Source organism: Streptomyces coeruleorubidus, from assembly GCF_028885415.1.
Classification (GTDB): domain Bacteria; phylum Actinomycetota; class Actinomycetes; order Streptomycetales; family Streptomycetaceae; genus Streptomyces; species Streptomyces coeruleorubidus_A.
The window spans coordinates 1,529,131-1,548,382 of sequence record NZ_CP118527.1 but is presented as its reverse complement, the minus strand read 5'-3'; the positions used below and the strand labels follow the sequence as shown (position 1 = coordinate 1,548,382).

Annotated in this window: 19 protein-coding genes and 1 pseudogene; 9 read left to right on the top strand and 11 right to left on the bottom strand. The window is 72.6% G+C overall.

Annotated elements, in window-relative coordinates:
- Window positions 1-44: 44 nt before the first annotated feature.
- Window positions 45-560, top strand: coding sequence for a hypothetical protein (locus PV963_RS07230; protein ID WP_274814807.1), 516 nt, complete (start codon window positions 45-47; stop codon window positions 558-560).
- 802 nt (window positions 561-1,362) lie between these two features.
- On the opposite strand, the gene PV963_RS07225 is transcribed toward PV963_RS07230, so the two are convergent.
- Window positions 1,363-1,875 carry a DinB family protein gene (locus tag PV963_RS07225; protein WP_274814806.1) on the bottom strand — a complete coding sequence of 171 codons (513 nt, stop codon included), beginning with the start codon at window positions 1,873-1,875 and terminating at the stop codon, window positions 1,363-1,365.
- A 44-nt stretch (window positions 1,876-1,919) separates the two neighbouring features.
- The gene (locus tag PV963_RS07220; RefSeq protein WP_274814805.1) at window positions 1,920-2,510 is read right to left on the bottom strand and encodes a TetR/AcrR family transcriptional regulator; all 591 of its coding nucleotides are present in this window, start codon (window positions 2,508-2,510) and stop codon (window positions 1,920-1,922) included.
- Window positions 2,511-2,618: 108 nt separating this feature from the next.
- Between PV963_RS07220 and PV963_RS07215 the strand changes: the two genes are divergently transcribed.
- Window positions 2,619-3,803: an FAD-dependent monooxygenase gene (locus tag PV963_RS07215; protein ID WP_274814804.1), complete on the top strand. Its 1,185-nt coding sequence runs from the start codon at window positions 2,619-2,621 to the stop codon at window positions 3,801-3,803.
- A gap of 13 nt (window positions 3,804-3,816) precedes the next feature.
- A complete protein-coding gene (locus PV963_RS07210) occupies window positions 3,817-4,722 on the top strand; it encodes a Gfo/Idh/MocA family protein (RefSeq protein ID WP_274814803.1) in 906 nt (301 codons plus the stop codon).
- Here PV963_RS07210 and lnt read toward each other — a convergent pair.
- The 5 genes from lnt to PV963_RS07185 form a co-directional block, all read right to left on the bottom strand.
- Complete coding sequence (gene lnt / locus PV963_RS07205; protein ID WP_274814802.1) at window positions 4,646-6,220, bottom strand: apolipoprotein N-acyltransferase; 1,575 nt, start codon at window positions 6,218-6,220, stop codon at window positions 4,646-4,648. The genes PV963_RS07210 and lnt overlap by 77 nt on opposite strands.
- Window positions 6,221-6,347: 127 nt before the next feature.
- Window positions 6,348-6,818, bottom strand: coding sequence for a nuclear transport factor 2 family protein (locus PV963_RS07200; RefSeq protein WP_274814800.1), 471 nt, complete (start codon window positions 6,816-6,818; stop codon window positions 6,348-6,350).
- A 90-nt stretch (window positions 6,819-6,908) separates the two neighbouring features.
- A complete protein-coding gene (locus tag PV963_RS07195) occupies window positions 6,909-7,088 on the bottom strand; it encodes a hypothetical protein (RefSeq protein ID WP_274814799.1) in 180 nt (59 codons plus the stop codon).
- 97 nt (window positions 7,089-7,185) lie between these two features.
- The gene (locus tag PV963_RS07190; RefSeq protein WP_274814797.1) at window positions 7,186-8,061 is read right to left on the bottom strand and encodes an undecaprenyl-diphosphate phosphatase; all 876 of its coding nucleotides are present in this window, start codon (window positions 8,059-8,061) and stop codon (window positions 7,186-7,188) included.
- 162 nt (window positions 8,062-8,223) lie between these two features.
- Window positions 8,224-8,694, bottom strand: coding sequence for a winged helix-turn-helix transcriptional regulator (locus PV963_RS07185; RefSeq protein WP_274814796.1), 471 nt, complete (start codon window positions 8,692-8,694; stop codon window positions 8,224-8,226).
- A gap of 94 nt (window positions 8,695-8,788) precedes the next feature.
- Between PV963_RS07185 and PV963_RS07180 the strand changes: the two genes are divergently transcribed.
- Window positions 8,789-9,958, top strand: coding sequence for a thiolase family protein (locus PV963_RS07180; RefSeq protein ID WP_274814795.1), 1,170 nt, complete (start codon window positions 8,789-8,791; stop codon window positions 9,956-9,958).
- A gap of 39 nt (window positions 9,959-9,997) precedes the next feature.
- Here PV963_RS07180 and PV963_RS07175 read toward each other — a convergent pair whose 3' ends face one another.
- A complete protein-coding gene (locus PV963_RS07175) occupies window positions 9,998-10,789 on the bottom strand; it encodes a TVP38/TMEM64 family protein (RefSeq protein ID WP_274814793.1) in 792 nt (263 codons plus the stop codon).
- 355 nt (window positions 10,790-11,144) lie between these two features.
- Between PV963_RS07175 and tuf the strand changes: the two genes are divergently transcribed.
- Together tuf and PV963_RS07165 are read left to right on the top strand one after the other, a co-directional pair.
- A complete protein-coding gene (tuf, locus tag PV963_RS07170) occupies window positions 11,145-12,314 on the top strand; it encodes an elongation factor Tu (protein WP_274814792.1) in 1,170 nt (389 codons plus the stop codon).
- A gap of 43 nt (window positions 12,315-12,357) precedes the next feature.
- The gene (locus tag PV963_RS07165; RefSeq protein ID WP_274814790.1) at window positions 12,358-13,203 is read left to right on the top strand and encodes a spermidine synthase; all 846 of its coding nucleotides are present in this window, start codon (window positions 12,358-12,360) and stop codon (window positions 13,201-13,203) included.
- A 26-nt stretch (window positions 13,204-13,229) separates the two neighbouring features.
- Here the strand turns inward: PV963_RS07165 and PV963_RS07160 are convergent.
- Together PV963_RS07160 and PV963_RS07155 are read right to left on the bottom strand one after the other, a co-directional pair.
- Window positions 13,230-13,504, bottom strand: a pseudogene (locus PV963_RS07160) (MFS transporter); the annotation flags it as partial.
- A 75-nt stretch (window positions 13,505-13,579) separates the two neighbouring features.
- Window positions 13,580-14,596 carry a hypothetical protein gene (locus PV963_RS07155; protein ID WP_274814788.1) on the bottom strand — a complete coding sequence of 339 codons (1,017 nt, stop codon included), beginning with the start codon at window positions 14,594-14,596 and terminating at the stop codon, window positions 13,580-13,582.
- A gap of 164 nt (window positions 14,597-14,760) precedes the next feature.
- Between PV963_RS07155 and PV963_RS07150 the strand changes: the two genes are divergently transcribed.
- Window positions 14,761-15,213 carry a DUF4442 domain-containing protein gene (locus PV963_RS07150; RefSeq protein WP_236711722.1) on the top strand — a complete coding sequence of 151 codons (453 nt, stop codon included), beginning with the start codon at window positions 14,761-14,763 and terminating at the stop codon, window positions 15,211-15,213.
- Window positions 15,214-15,322: 109 nt separating this feature from the next.
- Here PV963_RS07150 and galU read toward each other — a convergent pair whose 3' ends face one another.
- The gene (gene galU, locus PV963_RS07145; RefSeq protein ID WP_274814785.1) at window positions 15,323-16,270 is read right to left on the bottom strand and encodes a UTP--glucose-1-phosphate uridylyltransferase GalU; all 948 of its coding nucleotides are present in this window, start codon (window positions 16,268-16,270) and stop codon (window positions 15,323-15,325) included.
- Window positions 16,271-16,621: 351 nt separating this feature from the next.
- Between galU and PV963_RS07140 the strand changes: the two genes are divergently transcribed.
- Complete coding sequence (locus PV963_RS07140; RefSeq protein ID WP_274814784.1) at window positions 16,622-18,496, top strand: ricin-type beta-trefoil lectin domain protein; 1,875 nt, start codon at window positions 16,622-16,624, stop codon at window positions 18,494-18,496.
- A 363-nt stretch (window positions 18,497-18,859) separates the two neighbouring features.
- Complete coding sequence (locus tag PV963_RS07135; protein WP_274814783.1) at window positions 18,860-19,246, top strand: hypothetical protein; 387 nt, start codon at window positions 18,860-18,862, stop codon at window positions 19,244-19,246.
- Window positions 19,247-19,252: the final 6 nt, after the last annotated feature.

Sequence of the window (19,252 nt, the reverse complement as noted above, 5' to 3'; positions counted from 1 at the left end):
GCGGTTAGCGTCGGGGGGAACAGCGGGCGAGCGGTGCGGAGGGCGTGGTCGTGGAGCGACAGGGACAGGCGGCGCCGGACGCCGTGCCGACGCGGATCGGGCAGGTCGTCATGCTGCACCACGCCGGGGACCGGGAGGAGGCCCGGCGCCGGTTCCTGGACCTGTGGGCGGAGATCGGGGAGCACGGCGACCCGCTGCACCGCTGCACCCTCGCCCACTACCTGGCCGACACGCAGGACGATCCCGGCGACGAACTGGCGTGGGACCTGCGCGCGTTGACGGCCGCGGAGGAGATCACCGACGCCGGGTCCACAGCGGGGGAGGGGGTGCTCGCGGTACGCGCGTTCTACCCCTCCCTGCATCTGAACCTGGCCGCCGACTACGACCGACTCGGCCACCGCGACGCTGCCCGCGCACACCTGCGGCGGGCCCGGGGAGCGGCCATCGCCCTCACCGACGACCCCTACGGCGAGGGCGTCCGGGCGGCCATCAGACGGCTGGAGTCCCGGCTGGGCGAGGACGGCGGGGGGATGTGGACACCGCCGCGGCAGCGGCCGTAGCGCCGGGAGCGGGGCCGGGGGCTCTCGGGGCAGTGGCCGAGCGCCGGTAGCGGGCAGGTTCGTCCGGGCAGCGGCCGTAGCGCCGGAGCCGGGGCCGGGACCTGGGGTGAGGGCCGCCGTACGGGCAGGTCAGGTCCGGGTCGGCGGCCCGGCTGCGCCGGCCCGGACGCGGTTCAACGCCCGTAGGTGTCGCGGCAGATGGTCGCCTCCGGGCTGTCCGCCCGCCACCCCCCGTAGCGCCTGCCCAGCGCGCACACGTCCGTGTTGTCCGGGACGCTCTCGTGGACGTCCTGACGTACCGACTCCGGGACGTCGGGCAGGTCGGCGTGCGGATGCCGTGGGCTGCGGGGGGCCGGCTCGGGGCGTTCCGGGCGGGCGGGCGGGCGGACGGACGTCGCGGGTGCCGGACGGCGGCTGCGTCCGCTCCGGCGAGGCCGTCGGGGGCGTGGCCGGGCGGGACGCGGACGCGGCCGGCTCCGGGCGGCGGGGCTCCTCGATGAGTTGCAGGGCCTCGCGGGCCGGTGCCTGCACGATCTGTGTCTCCGTCCGCCCCTCCGGCTGCGGCGCCGACGGCCGGGACGGTGCCGCCGAGGGCCCCGGCACGGGCGGATGGTGGACGGTCGTACAGCCGGAAAGGGCCGAGACAGCCACGGTCACCAGGAGCGTCGCTGTGGTCGTCGTTCGATGCACCCGCGCCACTCTGGTGCGTCCGGCCCGCGGCGGGGCAGCGGACAGGGGGAGGATGCCCCGCACGGGTGATCTCCCGTCCCGTACGGAGACAGTCGGCCTGTCCGGGGTGACGTCAGTCGCCGGTCGAGCCGTCGATGCGCTCGCGGATCAGGTCGGCGTGGCCGTTGTGCCGCGCGTACTCCTCGATCATGTGGGTGTAGATCCACCGCAGGTTGTACCGCTCGCCGGTGCGGCGGTGCTTGCCCTCGGAGATGTCGTCCAGGCCGAAGCGGGCCGCGTTGCTCCGGGCGGTCTCGATCTCGGCCTGCCAGGCGGCGTACGCCTCCTGGTAGCTGTCCGCCTCGGTGAGGTGGAACTCGCCGTCCAGGTCCTCGTCGCTGAAGTAGATCGGCGGCGCGTCCTCGTTCGTCAGCACCCTGCGGAACCAGCTCCGCTCCACGTCCGCCATGTGCCGCACCAGCCCCAGCAGGGACAGCTCGGAGGGCTCCACGGCGCAGGACCTGAGCTGCTCGTCGCTCAGGCCCTCGCACTTCCACGCGAGGGTCTGCCGGTGGAACTCCAGCCAGCCCTCCAGCATGGTGCGTTCGTCGGCGGTCGTGGCAGGCATACGGCGTTCGGTCGTCATGCCCGCATCCTTTCCCAACGCCCCTCGCGGCACCACGGCTTTTCTCAGGCCCCGAGCATCCCGTCCAGCAACTCCCGCAGCCCGGCCCGGACTTCCTCCAGGTTCGGCACCTCGGCACCGAACGACCCCGCCACACAACTGAACATCAGCCCGTCCGCCCAGGCGACGAGCGACAGCGTGTGCCGGGCCGGATCCGTCGAGCCCATCCCCGTGACGAGGGCGGTGAGCTGCTCGCGGAAGCGGGCGCCCGTCGCGTCGAAGTAGGCCCGCAGCTCCGGGCGACGGGTGGCCTCCAGGGCCAGTTCGTAGCGGGCGAGGGTCAGTTCGCGGTTGCGGGTCAGGGCGCGGTGGATGGCCAGGGCCAGCGCGTCCGCCAGGGAGCCGGCCCCGGCCCGGGGATCCGGCATCTCGTGCAGCGCCAGCACCCGCGCCTCGCGGTCGGCCAGGCGCCGCACCGCCAGTTCCAGCAGGGCCTGCCGGGTCCGCGCGAGGTTCGACGTGGAGCCCTGGGGGAGTCCGGCCGCCTCGTCGACCGCCCGGTGCGTGAGACCCCGCATCCCCCGCTCGGCGAGCAGGGCCAGGGCGGTGTCGGCGACGAGATCGGAGCGGGAGGGGCCGGCGGTGCGTACGGACATGGAGCTCACGCTACCCGTATGACTACAGCTGTAGTAACGTCGAAACGGAACTACAGGTGTAGTCGCCAGGCTGGGCAGCAGGCCTGGTCGTCGGTTCGAGGAGGAGCCATGACACAGGCGAGGCGGGCCGTCGTGATCGGCGGCGGAATCGGAGGCCTGACCGCGGCGGCCGCACTGCACCGGCGCGGCTGGCGGGTCACCGTGCTGGAGCGCGCCCGCTCACTGGAACCGGTCGGCGCCGCCATCTCCCTCGCCCCCAACTCCCTGCGCGCGCTGGACGTCATCGGCCTCGGTGACGAGATCCGTGACCTCGCCGCCTGGGCGGGGGACGGCGGGCTGCGCACACCGTCCGGGCGGTGGCTCGCCCGCTCCTCCGCCGACGCCGCCGCCGAGCGCTTCGGCGGCCCGCTCGTGCTGCTGCACCGCGCCACCCTCGTCGAGCGCCTGACCGCACAGCTCCCACCGGACGCCGTCCGCACGGCCGCCGCCGCGACCCTCGCCGACAGCGGCGACACCGGCCGGCCCGCCCGCGTCAGCACCGCGGACGGCGAGCTGGAGGCCGACCTGGTGGTGGGCGCCGACGGCATCCGGTCCGCCGTACGCCGCGCGCTCTTCCCCGGCCACCCGGGGCCCGTCTACTCCGGGTTCACCACCTGGCGGGTCGTGATCCCCGTCCCCGGCGTGGAGTTCGCCTGGCACGAGACCTGGGGCAGGGGCAGAATCTGGGGTACGCACCCGCTCAAGGACGGCCGCGTCTACGCCTACGCCGCCGCCGTGACACCCGCAGGTGGACGCGCACCCGACGACGAGAAGGCCGAGTTGCTGCGCCGCTTCGGCGACTGGCACGACCCGATCCCCGCCGTGCTCGCCGCCACCCGCCCCGAGGACGTACTGCGGCACGACGTCCACCACATCGCCGAGCCCCTGCCCGCCTACCACCGCGGCCGGGTCGCCCTGGTCGGCGACGCCGCGCACGCCATGCCCCCGACCCTCGGCCAGGGCGGCAACCAGGCCATCGAGGACGCCGTCGTCCTGGCTCACCACTGCGAAGACCTCCCCGCCTACACCGCCGCCCGGCTGCCCCGTACGACCGCCATCGCACGCCAGGCCGTGAAGGTCGCCCGCCTCAACCTCATGACCGGCCGCGCGGGGATCGCCGTACGCGACACGGCCATGGCCGCGCTGTCGAAGGCAGGACCCGCCCTGTTCCTGCGCGGCTTCGACGGCATCGCCGACTGGCGGCCTCCCCAGCAGCCGTATGCTTCCGGGCAGACCCCGGCAGGCAACCGTTAGAGGAGAGCACCCCGTGAAGGTCGGCTGCATCGGACTCGGCGACATCGCGCAGAAGGCCTACCTTCCGGTTCTCGCCTTCCAGCCCGGGGTGGAGCTGCACCTCCAGACCCGCACGCCCGCCACGCTCGCCCGGGTCGCCGACAGCCTCCACCTCCCGCCGGAGCGGCGGCACACCACCCTCGACTCCCTCCTCGCCCAAGGCCTCGACGCCGCCTTCGTGCACGCGCCCACGATCGTCCACCCGGAGATCGTGACCGGGCTGCTGGAGGCGGGCGTGCCGACCTACGTCGACAAGCCGCTCGCCTACGAACTCGTCGAGTCCGCACGGCTGGTGGCGCTCGCCGAGGAGCGGGATGTGAGCCTCGCCGTCGGCTTCAACCGGCGTCACGCCCCCGGCTACACACAGTGCGCCGACCATCCGCGCGAGCTGATCCTGATGCAGAAGAACCGCATCGGACTCCCGGAGGAGCCGCGCGCGATGATCCTCGACGACTTCATCCACGTCGTCGACACCCTGCGGTTCCTGGTGCCCGGCGAGGTCGACGACGTCACCGTGCGCGCCCGCGTCCGGGACGGCCTGCTGCACCACATCGTGCTCCAGCTCGCCGGGGACGGATTCACCGCGCTCGGCGTGATGAACCGGCTCAGCGGTTCGGCCGAGGAGATCCTGGAGGTGTCGGGGCAGGACACCAAGCGGCAGGTGATCAACCTCGCCGAGGTCGTCGACCACAAGGGGCAGCCGACCGTGCGGCGGCGCGGCGACTGGGTGCCGGTGGCTCGGCAGCGCGGCATCGAGCAGGCGGTGCTGGCCTTCCTGGACGCGGTGCGGGCGGGCAAGGTGCTCAGCGCCCGGGACGCGCTGGAGACCCATGAGCTGTGCGAGCGGGTGGTACGCGCGGTTCAGGAGCAGAGCGCCTGAGCCGTAGTGTCCGTACGCCCTCGCCGGCGGCCCAGGCGGCGAGGATCAGCATGGCCGCGTGCACGGTCCAGTCGCCGAGGCGGACATACGGCGTGGTGCCGTGGGCGAGGGGGATCTCGTAGATCTGCGCGGCGGACGCGTCCGTCCCGAGCCACGAGCCGACGCGCTGCCCGCTCGGGCCGTAGACGGCGGAGACACCCGTCAGCGTCGCGTGCACCATCGGACGGCCGGTCTCGGCGGCGCGCAGCGCGGCGAGCGATGCGTGCTGCTCGGGCGCCCAGCTCTGCTGGAACGTGGACGTCGACGACTGGCCGATCAGCACGTCGACGCCTTCCCGGGTGAGGTGGCGGGTCATGTCGGGGAAGGCCGTCTCGAAGCACACCATCGGGCCGACGCGCAGGTCGTCCCCCACGTTCATCACGACCGGCTGGGAGCCGCGCCTGCGGTCCTCGCCCGCCGCCTTGCCGACGGAGGTGGCCCAGCCGAGCAGGGAGCGGGCCGGGATGTACTCGCCGAAGGGGACGAGCCGCATCTTGTCGTAGCGCTCGCCGGTGAGACCGTCGGGCCCGACCAGGACGGAGCTCTTGTAGATGCCGGGCTTGTCGGAGCGCCGGGCGTCCACGTTGACCAGGATGTCGGCGCCCGTCTCGCGGGACAGGCCGGCGAGCCGCCGGGCGAGGTCGGGCCGGTCCCCGAGGTCGAAACCGACGCTGCTCTCACCCCAGACGATCAGGTCGACGTCCTGTCCGGCGAGCCGGCGAGTGAGCTGTTCCTCGCGGGCGAACCGGCGGTCCGCGCTGTCCGGGCCACCGATGACGCCCGGCTGGACCACGGCGATCCTGACCTGGCCGTCGACGGCGGGGCGGGGCGAGAGGGTCCAGGCGGCGGAGGTGGCGGCGGCCGTGGCGACGAGACCGGCCACGGCGGGCACGCGGGCCTGACGGACCGCGACGAGGAGGGCGAGCGCGACGTTGACGGCCACGGCCAGGAAGCTGAGCAGCCACACCCCGCCCACCGAGGCCAGCCGCAGCGCCGGCTCGACCTGCCACTGACTGGAGCCGAGCATGCCCCAGGGGCCGCCGAGACCCTGCCAGGAGCGGACCAGCTCGATCGCCAGCCAGCCGGACGGCAGGACGACGAGAGCGGCCGCGGTCCGCCGCCGCGAGGGCACGCCTGCCAGCAGCCGGTGCCCGAGCCAGCCCCACAGGGCCCACAGGGCCCCGAGCAGCGCGGCGAGGACGAACGTGAACACGTGCAGGAAGGGCAGCAGCCAGTGGTGCATGGCCAGCATGAAGCCGAAGCCGCCGCACCAGCCGTCGTACGCCGCCCGCTTCCCGGTCGGCGCGGTGCGCACCAGCAGGATCCACGGGACCAGGGCGACGTAGGCGCACCACCACAGGGACGGGGCGGGGTAGGCGAGTACGGGAAGGGCGCCCGCGATCACGGCGGCGGCCGAGCGCCGCCAGGGAGAGGCGAGCCAGTGGCCGAGCGTCTTCATAGGCGCCTCCTACCCCGTGGTGCCTCCAGTGTGCGCCCTGCGGACGATCTAGGGAGTGTCCGCAAAGTCCCGCCTGCCCTGTGGGCGGACGACGGGACTTTGCGGACACCCCCTAGGGGACGCCGGGTCAGTTGACCACAGGTGCCGTCCGGCGCTCGGGAAGGCGCCGCCACTTCTCCCGTACGACCACCTCGCTCAGCCGCCAGCCCTCGATCGTGCGCCGCAGCGCGAAGGCGTACCGGCCGCCGCACACGAAGTCGGGCGCGGGCCCTTCGGTGGCCATGGGATTGATGTAGTCGGCCTGGACCTGGGCGGTGTCGCCGGTGTCCTGCTCCCAGACACCGAAGCGCACCCGCCGGTTGACGATCAGGTGCTGTCGCATCGGGAACAGCCGCATGCTCTCGGCGAGCCACGCGGCGACCGCCGTGGCCTCCCCCTCTATGCCGCCGGCCGAGCGGTAGTCCGCCCGCCCCTGAGGGAGGAACAGTCCTCGGTACGCCTCCCAGTCACCGTCGTCGACCGCCACCGCGTAGTCGGTGATCACTTCGTCGACGGCCAGCCGGTCCCTCACGGTGGCGAGCTCCACACGCTGCGTCATCGGCTCAGTGTTGGGCATTAGAGGTGCGCAGCCAAGGGGTGTGCGTGATATTCGGTGGCGGGGAGTGCCGCCGGGGCCAAGCCTGTCGGGTCAGGCCGCCTTGACGACGGCGCTGCGCATCGCGGCCGCCCACTCGACGACCAGCAGCTCGTACTCCGCGCGCTCCTCGGCCGACAGGGTGCCGCCGGTGCGCCGCCACAGCGCACGGATCTCCTCGTTGACCTCGGCGGCGGACCGCACGGAACCAGGGGTCAAGAAATCGGGGGACATGCGGACAAGCCTAGGGGCAGCCACTGACAGCCCGCTACCGGACGGCTACCCCGGCCCTATGCGGTTGGTCACGAGACGCGGATCACAAGCCGTCGGGTCAGCCCGCCGACTCGGCCGCGTGCGGGCTCAGCACACCCATCGTCACCAGGGCGATGATGACGATGCCGAGTGCGATCCGGTAGTAGACGAACGGCATGAAGCTCTTGGTCGAGATGAACTTCATGAACCACGCGATCACCGCGTAGCCGACCGCGAAGGCGATGACCGTCGCGAAGATCGTCGGCCCCCACGAGACATGACCGTTCTCCGTCGCGTCCTTGAGCTCGAACAGGCCGGATGCGAGCACCGCGGGGATCGCGAGCAGGAACGAGTAGCGGGCCGCTGCCTCGCGCTTGTAGCCCATGAACAGGCCGCCGCTGATGGTGGCGCCGGAGCGGGAGACGCCCGGGATGAGCGCCATGGCCTGGCAGACGCCGTAGATCAGTCCGTCCCGTACGCCCAGGTCCTCCAGGGCCTTGCGCTGCTTGGGCGCGCGGTGCCGGCCGCCGCTCTCGTCCCGTGCCGCGAGCCGGTCGGCGACGCCCAGGACGATGCCCATGCCGATCAGCATCGTCGCGGTGATCCGCAGGTCCCGGAACGGCCCCTCGATCTGGTCCTTCAGCGTCACGCCGAGCACACCGATCGGGATCGAGCCGACGATGACCAGCCAGCCCATCCGTGCGTCCGGGTCGCTGCGCAGCGCCTTGTTCGTCAGCGAGCGCGTCCACGCCGAGATGATCCGCCCGATGTCCTTGCGGAAGTAGATCAACACGGCGGCCTCGGTGCCGATCTGGGTGATCGCCGTGAAGGCCGCGCCCGGGTCCTCCCAGCCCGAGAAGGCCGCCGTCAGCCGCAGGTGCGCGCTGGAGGAGACGGGGAGGAACTCGGTCAGCCCCTGGACGAGTCCGAGGATGAGTGATTCGAACCAAGACATGAGGTAGCGGAGTCCAAGTGCCGATCGTGGAACGGACGACGGGCACACCGGGCCGCCGGGTGCGAGGACCGGGGGATCAGGTGTGCCGAGGGGGAAGCGTAGCGTCCCCGGATGGCCGCTCGGACACAGGGGTTTGGCAGGTGCCCCGCAGCAAGGGCGGGATCAGGCCGCCGTCGGTCCGGTCACCGTCCAGCCGGGTGCCTGGGGGCGGGCCGTCAGGTCCTCGTGGCGCACCTCGTCGCCGCAGGTCCGGCAGGTGACGACCGGGTCGAGGGCCCGGCCGCAGGAGTGCTCGACGACCATCGGACGGTCGCCGTCCGTCCGCAGATGGCGGTCGCCCCAGGCCATGAGGGTCATCAGCACCGGCTCCAGCTCCAGCCCGGCCCGGGTGGGCCGGTACTCGAAGCGCTGCGGGCGCTCGCTGTAGGGCTCCTTGACCAGGATCCCGGCGTCGACGAGCCGGCGCAGCCGTGCGGCGAGGATGTCGCGCGGTGCGCCGATGTTGCGCACCAACTGGTCGAACCGGCCGTTGCCGAGGCACACCTCCCGCAGCACGAGCAGGGAGTACTTCTCGCCGACGAGAGCCAGGGTGTCGGCGATGGAGCAGGGGCGCGGGTCTTTGCTGGCGGCCATGAGCGCAGTCTAGGAGAGGGTTGGATTTTCCAACCCATCAGGCTACGGTGAGTTCGGATTTCCTACTCACCGGTAAGTCGTGGAGGCCCGCACCATGCGTGACGCAGTCATCGTCGAAGCCGTACGCACCCCGATCGGCAAGGGCAAGCCGAACGGCGCCCTCGCGCACGTCCACCCGGTCGAGCTCCTCGCCCACACCCTGCGCACCCTCGTCGAACGCTCCGGCGTCGACGCGGCGCTGATCGACGACGTCATCGGCGGCACCGTCGACCAGGTCGGCGAGCAGGCCATGAACACCACCCGCTACGCCGCCCTGTCCGCGGGCTTCCCGGAGTCGGTGCCCGCGACCACCGTGGACCGCCAGTGCGGCTCCTCCCAGCAGGCCGTGCACTTCGCGGCGCAGGGCGTCCTCTCGGGCGCGTACGACCTCGTCGTGGCCTGCGGCGTCGAGTCGATGAGCCGGGTGCCGATGTGGTCGAACGTGCCCGAGGGCAAGGACCCCTTCGGCCCCGGGATCGCCGAGCGCTACCCCGAGGGGCTCGTCCCGCAGGGCATCAGCGCCGAGCTCATCTCCGCCAAGTGGTCGATCGGCCGCGAGCAGATGGACGACTTCGCCGTCTCCTCGCACCGGAAGGCCGCGGCGGCCTGGGACAGCGGGCTCTTCGACGCCGAGGTCGCGCCCCTGGAGGGCGTCACGCGCGACGAGTGCGTACGGCCCGGCAGCACCACCGAGACCCTCGCCGGCCTCAGGTCCGCCTACTACGACCCTGGTTTCGCCGAGCGCTTCCCGCAGATCGAGTGGAACGTCACGGCGGGCAACGCCAGCCCCATCAACGACGGCGCCTCGGCGGTGCTCATCACCTCGAGCGAGACGGCGGCCCGTCTCGGCCTGCGCCCGCTCGCCCGGCTGCACAGCTTCGCCGTCACCGGCTCCGACCCGCTGCTGATGCTCACGGGTGTCGTCCCGGCGACCGAGAAGGTGCTGCGCAGGGCGTCGCTGACCCTCGACGACATCGACCTGTTCGAGGTCAACGAGGCGTTCGCCAGTGTCGTACTGGCCTGGCAGCAGGAGACGGGCGCCGACCTGGAGCGGGTCAACGTGCACGGCGGCGCCATCGCGCTCGGCCATCCGCTCGGCGCCAGCGGCACCCGGCTGACGACGACGCTGGTGCACGCGATGCGGGAGCGGGGCGCCCGGTACGCGCTCCAGACCATGTGCGAGGCGGGCGGGCTCGCCAACGCCATGGTGCTGGAACGGGTGTGAGCCGGCGGGTGTAACGGTTCGGGCGGGTGTAACGGTTCGTCAGAGCCGGCGCAGGCTGTGCCGCTTGCGCCAGGCCAGTACCACGCCCGCCAGCGCGGGCAGGGCGATGCAGGCCAGGGCGATCAGGAAGGCGGGGGACGTCGGGGCGGAGGCGCGGGCGCCGGCGACGACGTACGCGGCGGTGTTCGGGATCGAGCCGAGGCCCGTGGCCAGCAGGAACGGCAGCAGGCCCATGCGGGAGAAGGAGGCGCAGTAGTTCGCGGCCCAGAACGGCACACCTGGGAAGAGCCGCACCGCCAGCATCGAGCGGAAGCCGTGCCGGCTGAGCTGGCCGTCCGCGGCCTTCAGCCAGCGCCCGCGCAGCAGCGGCCGCAGGGCGTCCTGGCCCAGCGCCCGGCCCAGGCAGAAGGCGATCCCGGCACCGAGCACCGTGCCCGCCAGCGCCACGCCGATGCCCAGCTGCGAACCGAACAGCGCCCCCGCCGCGAGGTTCAGCAGCGGCCTCGGCACGAACGCCACGGTGCACACGCCGTACGCGACCGCGAACACCAGCGCCGCCATGGCTCCGCCGAGCTGTGGCGGCCAGCCCTGCGTCAGCAGCCGCTGCGGCTCGAACAGCAGCACCCCGCACGCGCCCGCGGCGAGCAGGGCGACGAGCAGGGAAAGCCGAGACCACGGAGAGAGCAGAACTCTCGTGCAGCGGGCGGCGAAACCGGTTGATACGTCGGGCAGGGCGGTCGTTGCCGGGGAAGCGGCGACGGCGAGCTCCGTGGAGGTGGCCCGGGGAGAGGCCGTGGCGGTGCCCCCAGAGCGGGTGGTGGCATCGAGCATCCGGTGACACTAACCGACAAATGTGTGTGATCGCCGTATGGTTCGTCTCACGAGCGTCACAGGTGCCCGGGCGCAACCCTCTGCGCGGATCCACGGGCGGGCTCACGGAGCGGGCCCGAAAACCATTCGACGTGCGGTAAAGCGTCGGCAATGATCTGTCTCATGTTCCGGCACGCCTTCACCCTCGCAGCATCCGTGGTCACGGATGCCCCGAAGGCTGCCGTCGCCGTTCTCACGGCCGTTGCCGACGGCGCCCGAAGCTGACCCTCTCCGGTTCGTCCGGCGGCCCCGCAAGGGGAGGGTCGGGCAGGTCCTCGGGGTCCCACTTCATGACGAGACGCTTCGAGGTACAGCCATGTCCAAGACGGCCTACGTCCGCACGAAACCGCACCTCAACATCGGCACGATGGGTCATGTCGACCACGGCAAGACCACCCTGACGGCCGCCATCACCAAGGTCCTCGCCGAGCGCGGCACCGGCACCTTCGTGCCGTTCGACCGGATCGACCGGGCGCCCGAGGAGGCGGCGCGCGGCATCACCATCAACATCGCGCACGTCGAGTACGAGACCGACACGCGGCACTACGCGCACGTCGACATGCCGGGCCATGCCGACTACGTCAAGAACATGGTCACCGGCGCCGCGCAGCTCGACGGGGCGATCCTCGTCGTCTCCGCGCTCGACGGGATCATGCCGCAGACCGCCGAACACGTGCTGCTCGCCCGGCAGGTGGGCGTCGACCACATCGTGGTCGCCCTCAACAAGGCCGACGCGGGCGACGAGGAGTTGACCGACCTGGTCGAGCTGGAGGTGCGCGACCTGCTCACCGCGCACGGCTACGGCGGTGACTCCGTACCCGTCGTACGGGTCTCGGGGCTGAAGGCGCTGGAGGGGGACCCGCGCTGGACGGCGTCCATCGAGGCGCTGCTCGACGCCGTGGACACGTATGTGCCGATGCCGGAGCGGTATCTGGACGCGCCGTTCCTGCTGTCCGTGGAGAACGTGCTGACCATCACCGGGCGGGGGACCGTGGTGACCGGTGCGGTGGAGCGGGGCGTGGTGCGGGTCGGGGACAAGGTCGAGGTGCTCGGGGCTCTTGTCGAGACGGTGGTCACGGGGCTGGAGACCTTCGGCAAGCCGATGGAGGAGGCCCAGGCCGGGGACAACGTGGCGCTGCTGCTGCGGGGGGTTCCACGGGACGCCGTCCGGCGGGGGCATGTGGTGGCTGCGCCGGGGAGTGTGGTGCCGAGTCGTCGCTTCACGGCGCGGGTGTACGTGCTGTCCGCGCGTGAGGGCGGGCGTACGACGGCTGTCTCCAGCGGGTATCGGCCGCAGTTCTACATCCGTACGGCGGACGTGGTGGGGGACGTCGACCTCGGTGAGGTGGCTGTGGCACGGCCCGGGGACACGGTGGTCATGACTGTGGAGCTGGGTCGGGAGGTGCCGTTGGAGCCGGGGCTCGGGTTCGCCATTCGTGAGGGCGGGCGGACGGTGGGGGCCGGGACCGTGACCGTGGTGGGGTGAGGCTGTGGGGGGACTCTGCGTCGCCCCCACGCACAATGGAGAGGTGAAGGACTCCATTCCCGTTGCCCGGTCCGTCGATCACGGGTTCGCCAAGCTGATGCCCGACGTCGACCGGGAACGGGCCTGGCTGCTGACCGTCGACGGGGCGCCGCAGTCGTATGTGGATCTGGATGAGCCGACGCATCTGGAGTTCGAGTACGCGCGCCGGCTCGGGCACGCGCTGGACGTGGTCGCGGAGCCGGGGCGTGCCCTGGACGTGCTGCACCTCGGTGGCGGCGCGCTCACGCTGCCGCGGTACGTGGCCGTGACCCGGCCGGGGTCCCGCCAGGACGTCGTCGAGGCCGATCGGGGGCTGCTGGAGCTGGTGGCCGAGTATCTGCCGTTGCCCGAGGGCGCCCGGGTCGCGCTGCACGCGGCGGACGCGCGGGGGTGGCTGGAGAGCGCGGCCGGGGGCTCGGCCGACGTGATCGTCGCCGATGTGTTCGGCGGATCGCGGGTTCCGGCGCACCTCACGTCCGTCGCCTATGTGCGGGAGGCCGCGCGGGTCCTGCGGGGCAGTGGGGTCTACCTCGCCAATCTCCCCGATGCGGCGCCGTTCGACTTCCTGCGGTCGCAACTCGCCACCCTGGCCACCGCCTTCGAGGAGCTCGTGCTGATCGCCGAGCCGGGTGTGCTGCGTGGGCGGCGGTTCGGGAACGCGGTGCTCGTGGCCGGGCACGAGCCTGTGGACGTCGCCGCCCTGGCCCGGCTCATGGCCGCCGACGCCTTTCCGGCCCGGGTCCAACACGGCGCCGCCCTGCGGGAGTTCATCGGGGACGCGCGTGCGGTGCGGGACGAGGACGCCGTGCCGTCACCCGAGCCCCCCGACGGGGCGTTCGGTATCGGCTGACGCGTGCTCGGTGCCGCCCTGGGCCAGACGTCGGAGAGCTTGTCCTCGGGGATCTCTTGGTGCAGGGCCGTCATCCAGGACACGCCGAACACCTCGACCGTGCGCGGCGAGGAGCCGGCGGCGGGGTTTCCAGCGGGTCATCAGCACGGCCCCCGGCGACGGTGCCCGCCTCGAACGCGCCGAGGGCCAGGCCCCACGGCCCGCGCCGCCGAGGTGGTCGCGGGCGACGAGCAGACCGCCGCCCGGTGCGCGCGGCGGGATGTGGCCGACGTCGAGAAAACCGCAGCGCACCGGCGGCGGCGACTTTGCGCGTTGTCCCGGGGCTCCGTTGAGCCGGGCCCGACCCGTGCCGGGGCGGGCCCGTTCGGCTTCCGGGTCAGCCTCCGGTCGGCTCCCCGTGCAGCCGGACCGTGCTGAGGATCTTCATGATGGTCTCCTTGGGCACCTCGCCCTTGACGCCCTTGGCCCCGAAGAAACTCCACGCGACGAAGTCGCCGGCCGAGTTCTTGAAGCCGAACGTGACCGCCTTGCCGTCGCTCGCGCACTTGCCCTTGTCGGGCGTGTTCTCCGACCACGCCCAGGCGACGCTGCCCTTCACGCCCGCGGCGGTGGTGTAGGGCAAGGCCTTGTCGTCGGTCTTGACGCTCTTCTTGTCCGGCTGCGTGTAGCCGCCGAACACCCACCAGGCCACCTGGTTGAGCGCGACCTCGTCCGTGTTCTTGGCGCCGTCCGCACCCTTGGTGCCCGCCCCGGCCAGGGCCTCGCTCTCGGTCCTGCCGTCCTTGTCGTCGTCGCTCGTGCACCACTCGGACTTGTAGAACGCCGGCGCCGACATGAGGATGAGCGGCTTGCCGTCGTCGGACTTCTCGTCCTCGAAGAAGACGGACGACGTCGGGGACGCCACCTCCCAGTCCGCCGGGACGTCGAAGGCCGTGCCCCACTTGGGGTTGATGACGACCTTCCAGCCCTTGACCGTGGGTTGCTCCTCCTCGCCGCCGCGGGGGTTGTCGCCGCCCGTGGTGGGTTCGCTCGGCTTCGCGGACGGGCTCGGCGGCGCCGCGTTCTTCTCGTTCTTGCCCTTGCCGCCGTCCGCGGTGTCGTCCTTGTCGCCGCCCAGCACCAGGAACCCCGTGACACCGGCCGCCACGACCACCGCCGTGGCGGCGATGATCGCGACCAGCTTCGTCCGGTTGCCACCGCCACCGCCCTGCGGGGGCTGAGGCGCGCCGGCCGGCCCGGGGGCACCCCATTGCGGCTGCTGCCCATAGGGGTTGGGCTGCTGCTGATAGCCCGGCTGCTGATACGGATTCGGCTGCTGGTACCCCGGCTGCTGATACGGGTTGTTCGCCTGCGGGTTCTGCTCGCCCCCGGGCGGCTGCTGTCCTGGCCACATGGGCAGCCACCCTAGCCGCGCTCCGGACACGATTCGGTCACTGCCCGTGGACGGAGACGTAGCAACCCGCGAACGGGGCGGCGCGGACGCTTGGGCCGAGGACCGGTGCGGCGGTCGTCACACGGACCTGGCCAGCCGTCTCTACTCGTGAGTAACATGCGGCCATGAGCGCAGACCAGATGTCCATCGGCGAGATGCTCGCCGCCACGGTGCCCATGGCCCGGACCCTCAACCTCGAGTTCCTCGAGACGACGCCGGAGCGGGCGGTGGTGTCCCTGCCGGACCAGGGCGAGTACCACAACCACGTGGGCGGGCCGCACGCCGGGGCGATGTTCACGCTCGGCGAGTCCGCGAGCGGGGCGATCGTGCTGGCCGCGTTCGGGGACCAGCTCTCGCGCGCCGTGCCGCTCGCCGTCAGCGCCGAGATCTCCTACAAGAAGCTGGCGATGGGCGCGGTCACCGCGACCGCGACCCTCGGTCGTCCGGCCGCCGAGGTCGTCGCGGAGCTGGACGCGGGCGAGCGCCCGGAGTTCCCGGTGGCCATCGCCATCCAGCGGGCCGATGGTGCGGTGACCGGCGAGATGACTGTCGTGTGGACGCTGCGTCCCAACGGCTGATCCGGCTGTCGTGTGAGCCGGCTGTCGTGTGAGCGGGCCCCGGCCGGGTGCCGGGGCTCTCGCGTGCCGGGCTGTGATGTCCCGTTGCCCGGCTGCGACGTCCCCGCTGTCAGGCTGCGACGTCCCGCCGCGCGGGGTGTGCGCCGTCGAGGTCGGCGACGAATTCCTTGAGCCAGGCCACGAACTCCGGCCCCAGGTCGGGGCGGTCGCAGGCCAACCGGACCACCGTGCGCAGGTAGTCGGCCTTGTCGCCGGTGTCGTAGCGCAGGCCCTTGAAGACGACTCCGTGCACCGTGCCGCCCCAGGCCAGTTCCTGGAGGGCGTCGGTCAGCTGGATCTCGCCGCCCCGGCCCGGCGGGGTGCGCTCCAGGACGTCGAAGACGGCCGGGTCCAGGACGTAGCGCCCGATGACCGCGTAACGGCTGGGCGCGTCCCGCCGACCCGGCTTCTCGACCAGGCCGGTGACGCGGACGACGTCCTCCTCGCCGGTCGGCTCCACGGCCGCGCAGCCGTAGAGGTGGATCTGTTCCGGTGGGACCTCCAGCAGGGCGACCACGCTGCCGAGCCGGCGGTCGCGGACGTCGAGCATCCGGCTGAGCAGGCTCTCGCGCGGGTCGATCAGGTCGTCGCCGAGGAGGACTGCGAAGGGCTGGTCGCCGACGTGCCGGCGGGCGCACAGCACGGCGTGGCCGAGGCCGAGCGGCTCCCCCTGCCGGATGTGGTGGATGCTCGCCAGCCGCGCCGGGTCGCGCACCGCGTCCAGCCGCACTGTGTCGCCCTTGGCCGCGAGGGTCTGCTCCAGCTCGAAGGCGTGGTCGAAGTGGTCCTCGATGGCCCGCTTGTGCCGGCCGGTGACCATCAGGACGTCGTCCAGACCCGCCGCTGCCGCCTCCTCGACGACGTACTGGATGGCCGGCTTGTCGACGACCGGCAGCATCTCCTTGGGCGTCGCCTTCGTGGCGGGCAGGAAGCGGGTGCCGAGACCGGCGGCCGGGACGACCGCCTTGCGCACGGTGCGGGCGGGGGTGACCGGGGTGGAAGAGTGGGGGGCGATCATGCGGCCCATGCTGGCGGGCGCAGATGAGAGCGCGCCGAGAGCCACATGGGAGCGGGCTGTGGAGTTGGAGATTTCGTGGACCAACCGTCTTTGACTGCGCACAACTTGAGGACGATCGCGGCAGTGGTTCTCGAAAACCGGTGCGAATACCGCCGGTAACACATCTGAATTCCCCTCGTTCTGAACCTGGGCCATCGAACTCCTTGTTACCTGTGAGTCGCGTGTGCGAAAGTGAGCCACCTCACAGCCAAGCCCGCAGCTGACGCGGCATAGGTATGCACCAATCACGCACCTGCTTTCCGACGGACGCGCAATTCGCCTGCCGTCCTGCGGCTGGAAGGAAATGGTTCAGTGCAATCCCCTCACCCCCCACGCCCGCCGTACCCGCCGCGCCCCGGAGCGGGTCCCGCGGATTCCGATCGCAATCTCCTCGCCCGGGTCGGTGATACCGGTGAAGGCCCGCGCGCCGCCGCGCTGTTGCTGGCCCGGCACTGGCGGGCGGTGTACGAGTACGCCGTGATCTGCCTGGCCTCCTCGCAGGACTCGGCGTCGATGGCCGCCGCCGCCGCGTTCCGCCGGGAACTCGCCCGGCCGGGCGGCGGCGCCCTGCGCCCGCGGCTGCTCGCGGCCGTGCGGGACACGGTCGGGGAGTGGGCCGCCGACGACGGCATTTCCAGAGTACTGCCGGAACTCCGCAAACCCGTCGGCGCTCGCGGTCTGCGTGCCGCGCGGTCCGTGACAGCCGAAAGGCGACGGCTCGCCGAGCGCGCATTCCGGGCCCTTCCGGGGGCTTCCCAATGCCTTCTCTGGCACACGGAGGTCGAGGCCGAGCCCATATCCGTACCAGCCGGTCTGCTGGGAGTGGACGTCCGTACCGCATCGACCGCGCTGGAGCAGGCGCGCGAGCAATTCCGGGCGGGTTGCGTCCGGGCCCACCGGGAACTCGCGCCGACGCGGGAATGCCGCTTCTACAACCGTCTGCTGGACGTTCCGATGCGCCGTGGCGGGTCCCTGCTGCCGGATGTGCAACGGCATCTGATGGCTTGCCGCTACTGCCGGCATGCCGCCGAACAACTCAGCCATTTCGAGGGCGGGTTGGAGGACCTGCTCGTCGAGACCGTGCTCGGCTGGGGCGCCCGCCGCTACCTCGCATCACGGCCGGGCCGCGACGGGGGCCGGGGCGTCCTGCCCGCGGTCCCGGCCGGTGGCCGACACCGGCTCCGGGCCCATGCCCTGCCGGCGGGCGGCCGGCTCGGGCCGTCGAGGAGACGCTCGAAGGCGCTGGCCGCCGCGGTCGGGGTGACCTCCCTCGTGCTGCTCGCGACAGTGCTGGCCGTCAGGGGCTGGACGGAGGAGGGCGGCGCCGTCGCTCCCCAGGCCACCTGGGGAGCGGTCAGCGGCCACTCCGTCGCCCCGGATTCCGCGGGAAGGTCCTCGGCCGGCCTCCCGTCGGCCGCGTCCGCGGGTCACCCCGCCGAAGTGGCCCGCGGACGGCTGCGCAACCTCGACGCCGGCCTGTGCCTCGACGTCCGGGGCGGCCGGGCCCGGGCCGACGCCCGCGCCGTGCTGAACTCCTGCTCCGCCACCGGGTCCCTCCAGTGGTCGTACCACGACGACGGCATGCTGCGCAGCGCCGCCGACCCCACCCTCTGCCTCGGCTCCGACACCGCCGAGGGCTCGGTCGTCCTGACCGGCTGCCTCGTGCACGCCGGAGTGGTGCGCTACGACCTGACCGTGCGCGGCGAACTCCTGCCGCGCGGCGGCAAGGGGCTGGCCGTCTCCCATGGCAAGGGCCGGAACGTGATCGTCGCCGGGCGTGACGGGTCCGAGGCGCAGCGATGGGCGCTGGAACCGGAGGCTGCTCCCGGCGGCGACGCTGAGAAGCCGGGGGAGCGGCGGAGCCAGGACACGCCCCGGGGGAGCCGTCAGAAGGAAAGCGGCCAGAAGGAGAGCCGCCGGGAGGAGGAGTCGTACGACGACGCCCCGCCCGTGCATCGGCCCGAGCCTCCGCAGAGCAAGTCCGGGGACCTGCCGCAGGAGCGGTACGAGACGCGGTTCGCCCAGGCGGACTGCTGCGACGCAGCGGAACCGGGAGGGGGCCCCGGCGACACCGGCGCGCCCGACACCGACGTACTCGGTCCGGCGACCCGCGCCGACGCCCTCGTTTCGGCGCCGGCCACCGTGACCACGGCCGTGACGACGACGCCCCACTCCGCACTCCGGTAGACCGGGCGTTCGGCCTCGCCGGGTCATGCCGCCCCCATCCCGGGGCGGGTCTCCGGGCGTCCGCAGGGCCACGTCGCCCAGGTCCCGAGGACGGGGCTCCTCCAATGTCACCGGCGGGGCCCCAAGCCCGTTCCCGGGGTCGGCCTTCCGGCGTCACTGGCCCGGTCGGCCGGGGCCGTTTCCGAGGCCGGCCCGGTCTCCCCGAGTCGTTCCTGAAACCGCCCCCGGCCCCCGCCGTCACACGCGACGCCCCCCGTCGTGTCACTCGATCGAGTGGCCCACCCCGATCCCCGGCGAGTGGTTCAGGCGGTCCGTCGGTGGTGTCCGACGAGGTGTCAGACCGGCCTGGGCACAGTGCGTCGCATGACCGACACCGTCCCCCGATTCTCCCGGCGGTCCGCCCCGCGTCTCGAGGAGTACACGGAGGGCATCCACGTCGGCCACCGCTGGTACGACGCCGAGGACGTACGACCGCTGTTCCCCTTCGGCCACGGACCGTCCTACACGTCCTTCGCCTACGCGGAGCCGGACGCGCGCTGGACGGCCGCCGGCCGCACGTCGCCATCACGGTCCGCAACACCGGCCCGCGCCACGGCGTGGACGTGCCCCAGGTGTACGCGGGCCCCTCCCCGGACCTCCCGCTCGACCAGCCGGTCCGCGTGCTGGCCGGGTACCGGCTCGCGCACCCTGTGGATCGGGGCGTCGTCACGGGATCCGCGACTGCGGACGAGCGTACGGGTGGGCGGATGACGCGGC

Excerpts from the sequence above, each read along its gene's own strand:
- PV963_RS07225 (WP_274814806.1), bottom strand. The coding sequence starts at position 1,875 with ATGACGACCGAACGCCGTATGCCTGCCACGACCGCCGACGAACGCACC.
- PV963_RS07220 (WP_274814805.1), bottom strand. The coding sequence starts at position 2,510 with ATGTCCGTACGCACCGCCGGCCCCTCCCGCTCCGATCTCGTCGCCGAC.
- PV963_RS07215 (WP_274814804.1), top strand. The coding sequence starts at position 2,619 with ATGACACAGGCGAGGCGGGCCGTCGTGATCGGCGGCGGAATCGGAGGC.
- lnt (WP_274814802.1), bottom strand. The coding sequence starts at position 6,220 with ATGAAGACGCTCGGCCACTGGCTCGCCTCTCCCTGGCGGCGCTCGGCC.
- PV963_RS07200 (WP_274814800.1), bottom strand. The coding sequence starts at position 6,818 with ATGACGCAGCGTGTGGAGCTCGCCACCGTGAGGGACCGGCTGGCCGTC.
- PV963_RS07195 (WP_274814799.1), bottom strand. The coding sequence starts at position 7,088 with ATGTCCCCCGATTTCTTGACCCCTGGTTCCGTGCGGTCCGCCGCCGAG.
- PV963_RS07190 (WP_274814797.1), bottom strand. The coding sequence starts at position 8,061 with ATGTCTTGGTTCGAATCACTCATCCTCGGACTCGTCCAGGGGCTGACC.
- PV963_RS07185 (WP_274814796.1), bottom strand. The coding sequence starts at position 8,694 with ATGGCCGCCAGCAAAGACCCGCGCCCCTGCTCCATCGCCGACACCCTG.
- PV963_RS07180 (WP_274814795.1), top strand. The coding sequence starts at position 8,789 with ATGCGTGACGCAGTCATCGTCGAAGCCGTACGCACCCCGATCGGCAAG.
- PV963_RS07175 (WP_274814793.1), bottom strand. The coding sequence starts at position 10,789 with ATGCTCGATGCCACCACCCGCTCTGGGGGCACCGCCACGGCCTCTCCC.
- tuf (WP_274814792.1), top strand. The coding sequence starts at position 11,145 with ATGTCCAAGACGGCCTACGTCCGCACGAAACCGCACCTCAACATCGGC.
- PV963_RS07155 (WP_274814788.1), bottom strand. The coding sequence starts at position 14,596 with ATGTGGCCAGGACAGCAGCCGCCCGGGGGCGAGCAGAACCCGCAGGCG.
- PV963_RS07150 (WP_236711722.1), top strand. The coding sequence starts at position 14,761 with ATGAGCGCAGACCAGATGTCCATCGGCGAGATGCTCGCCGCCACGGTG.
- galU (WP_274814785.1), bottom strand. The coding sequence starts at position 16,270 with ATGATCGCCCCCCACTCTTCCACCCCGGTCACCCCCGCCCGCACCGTG.
- PV963_RS07135 (WP_274814783.1), top strand. The coding sequence starts at position 18,860 with ATGACCGACACCGTCCCCCGATTCTCCCGGCGGTCCGCCCCGCGTCTC.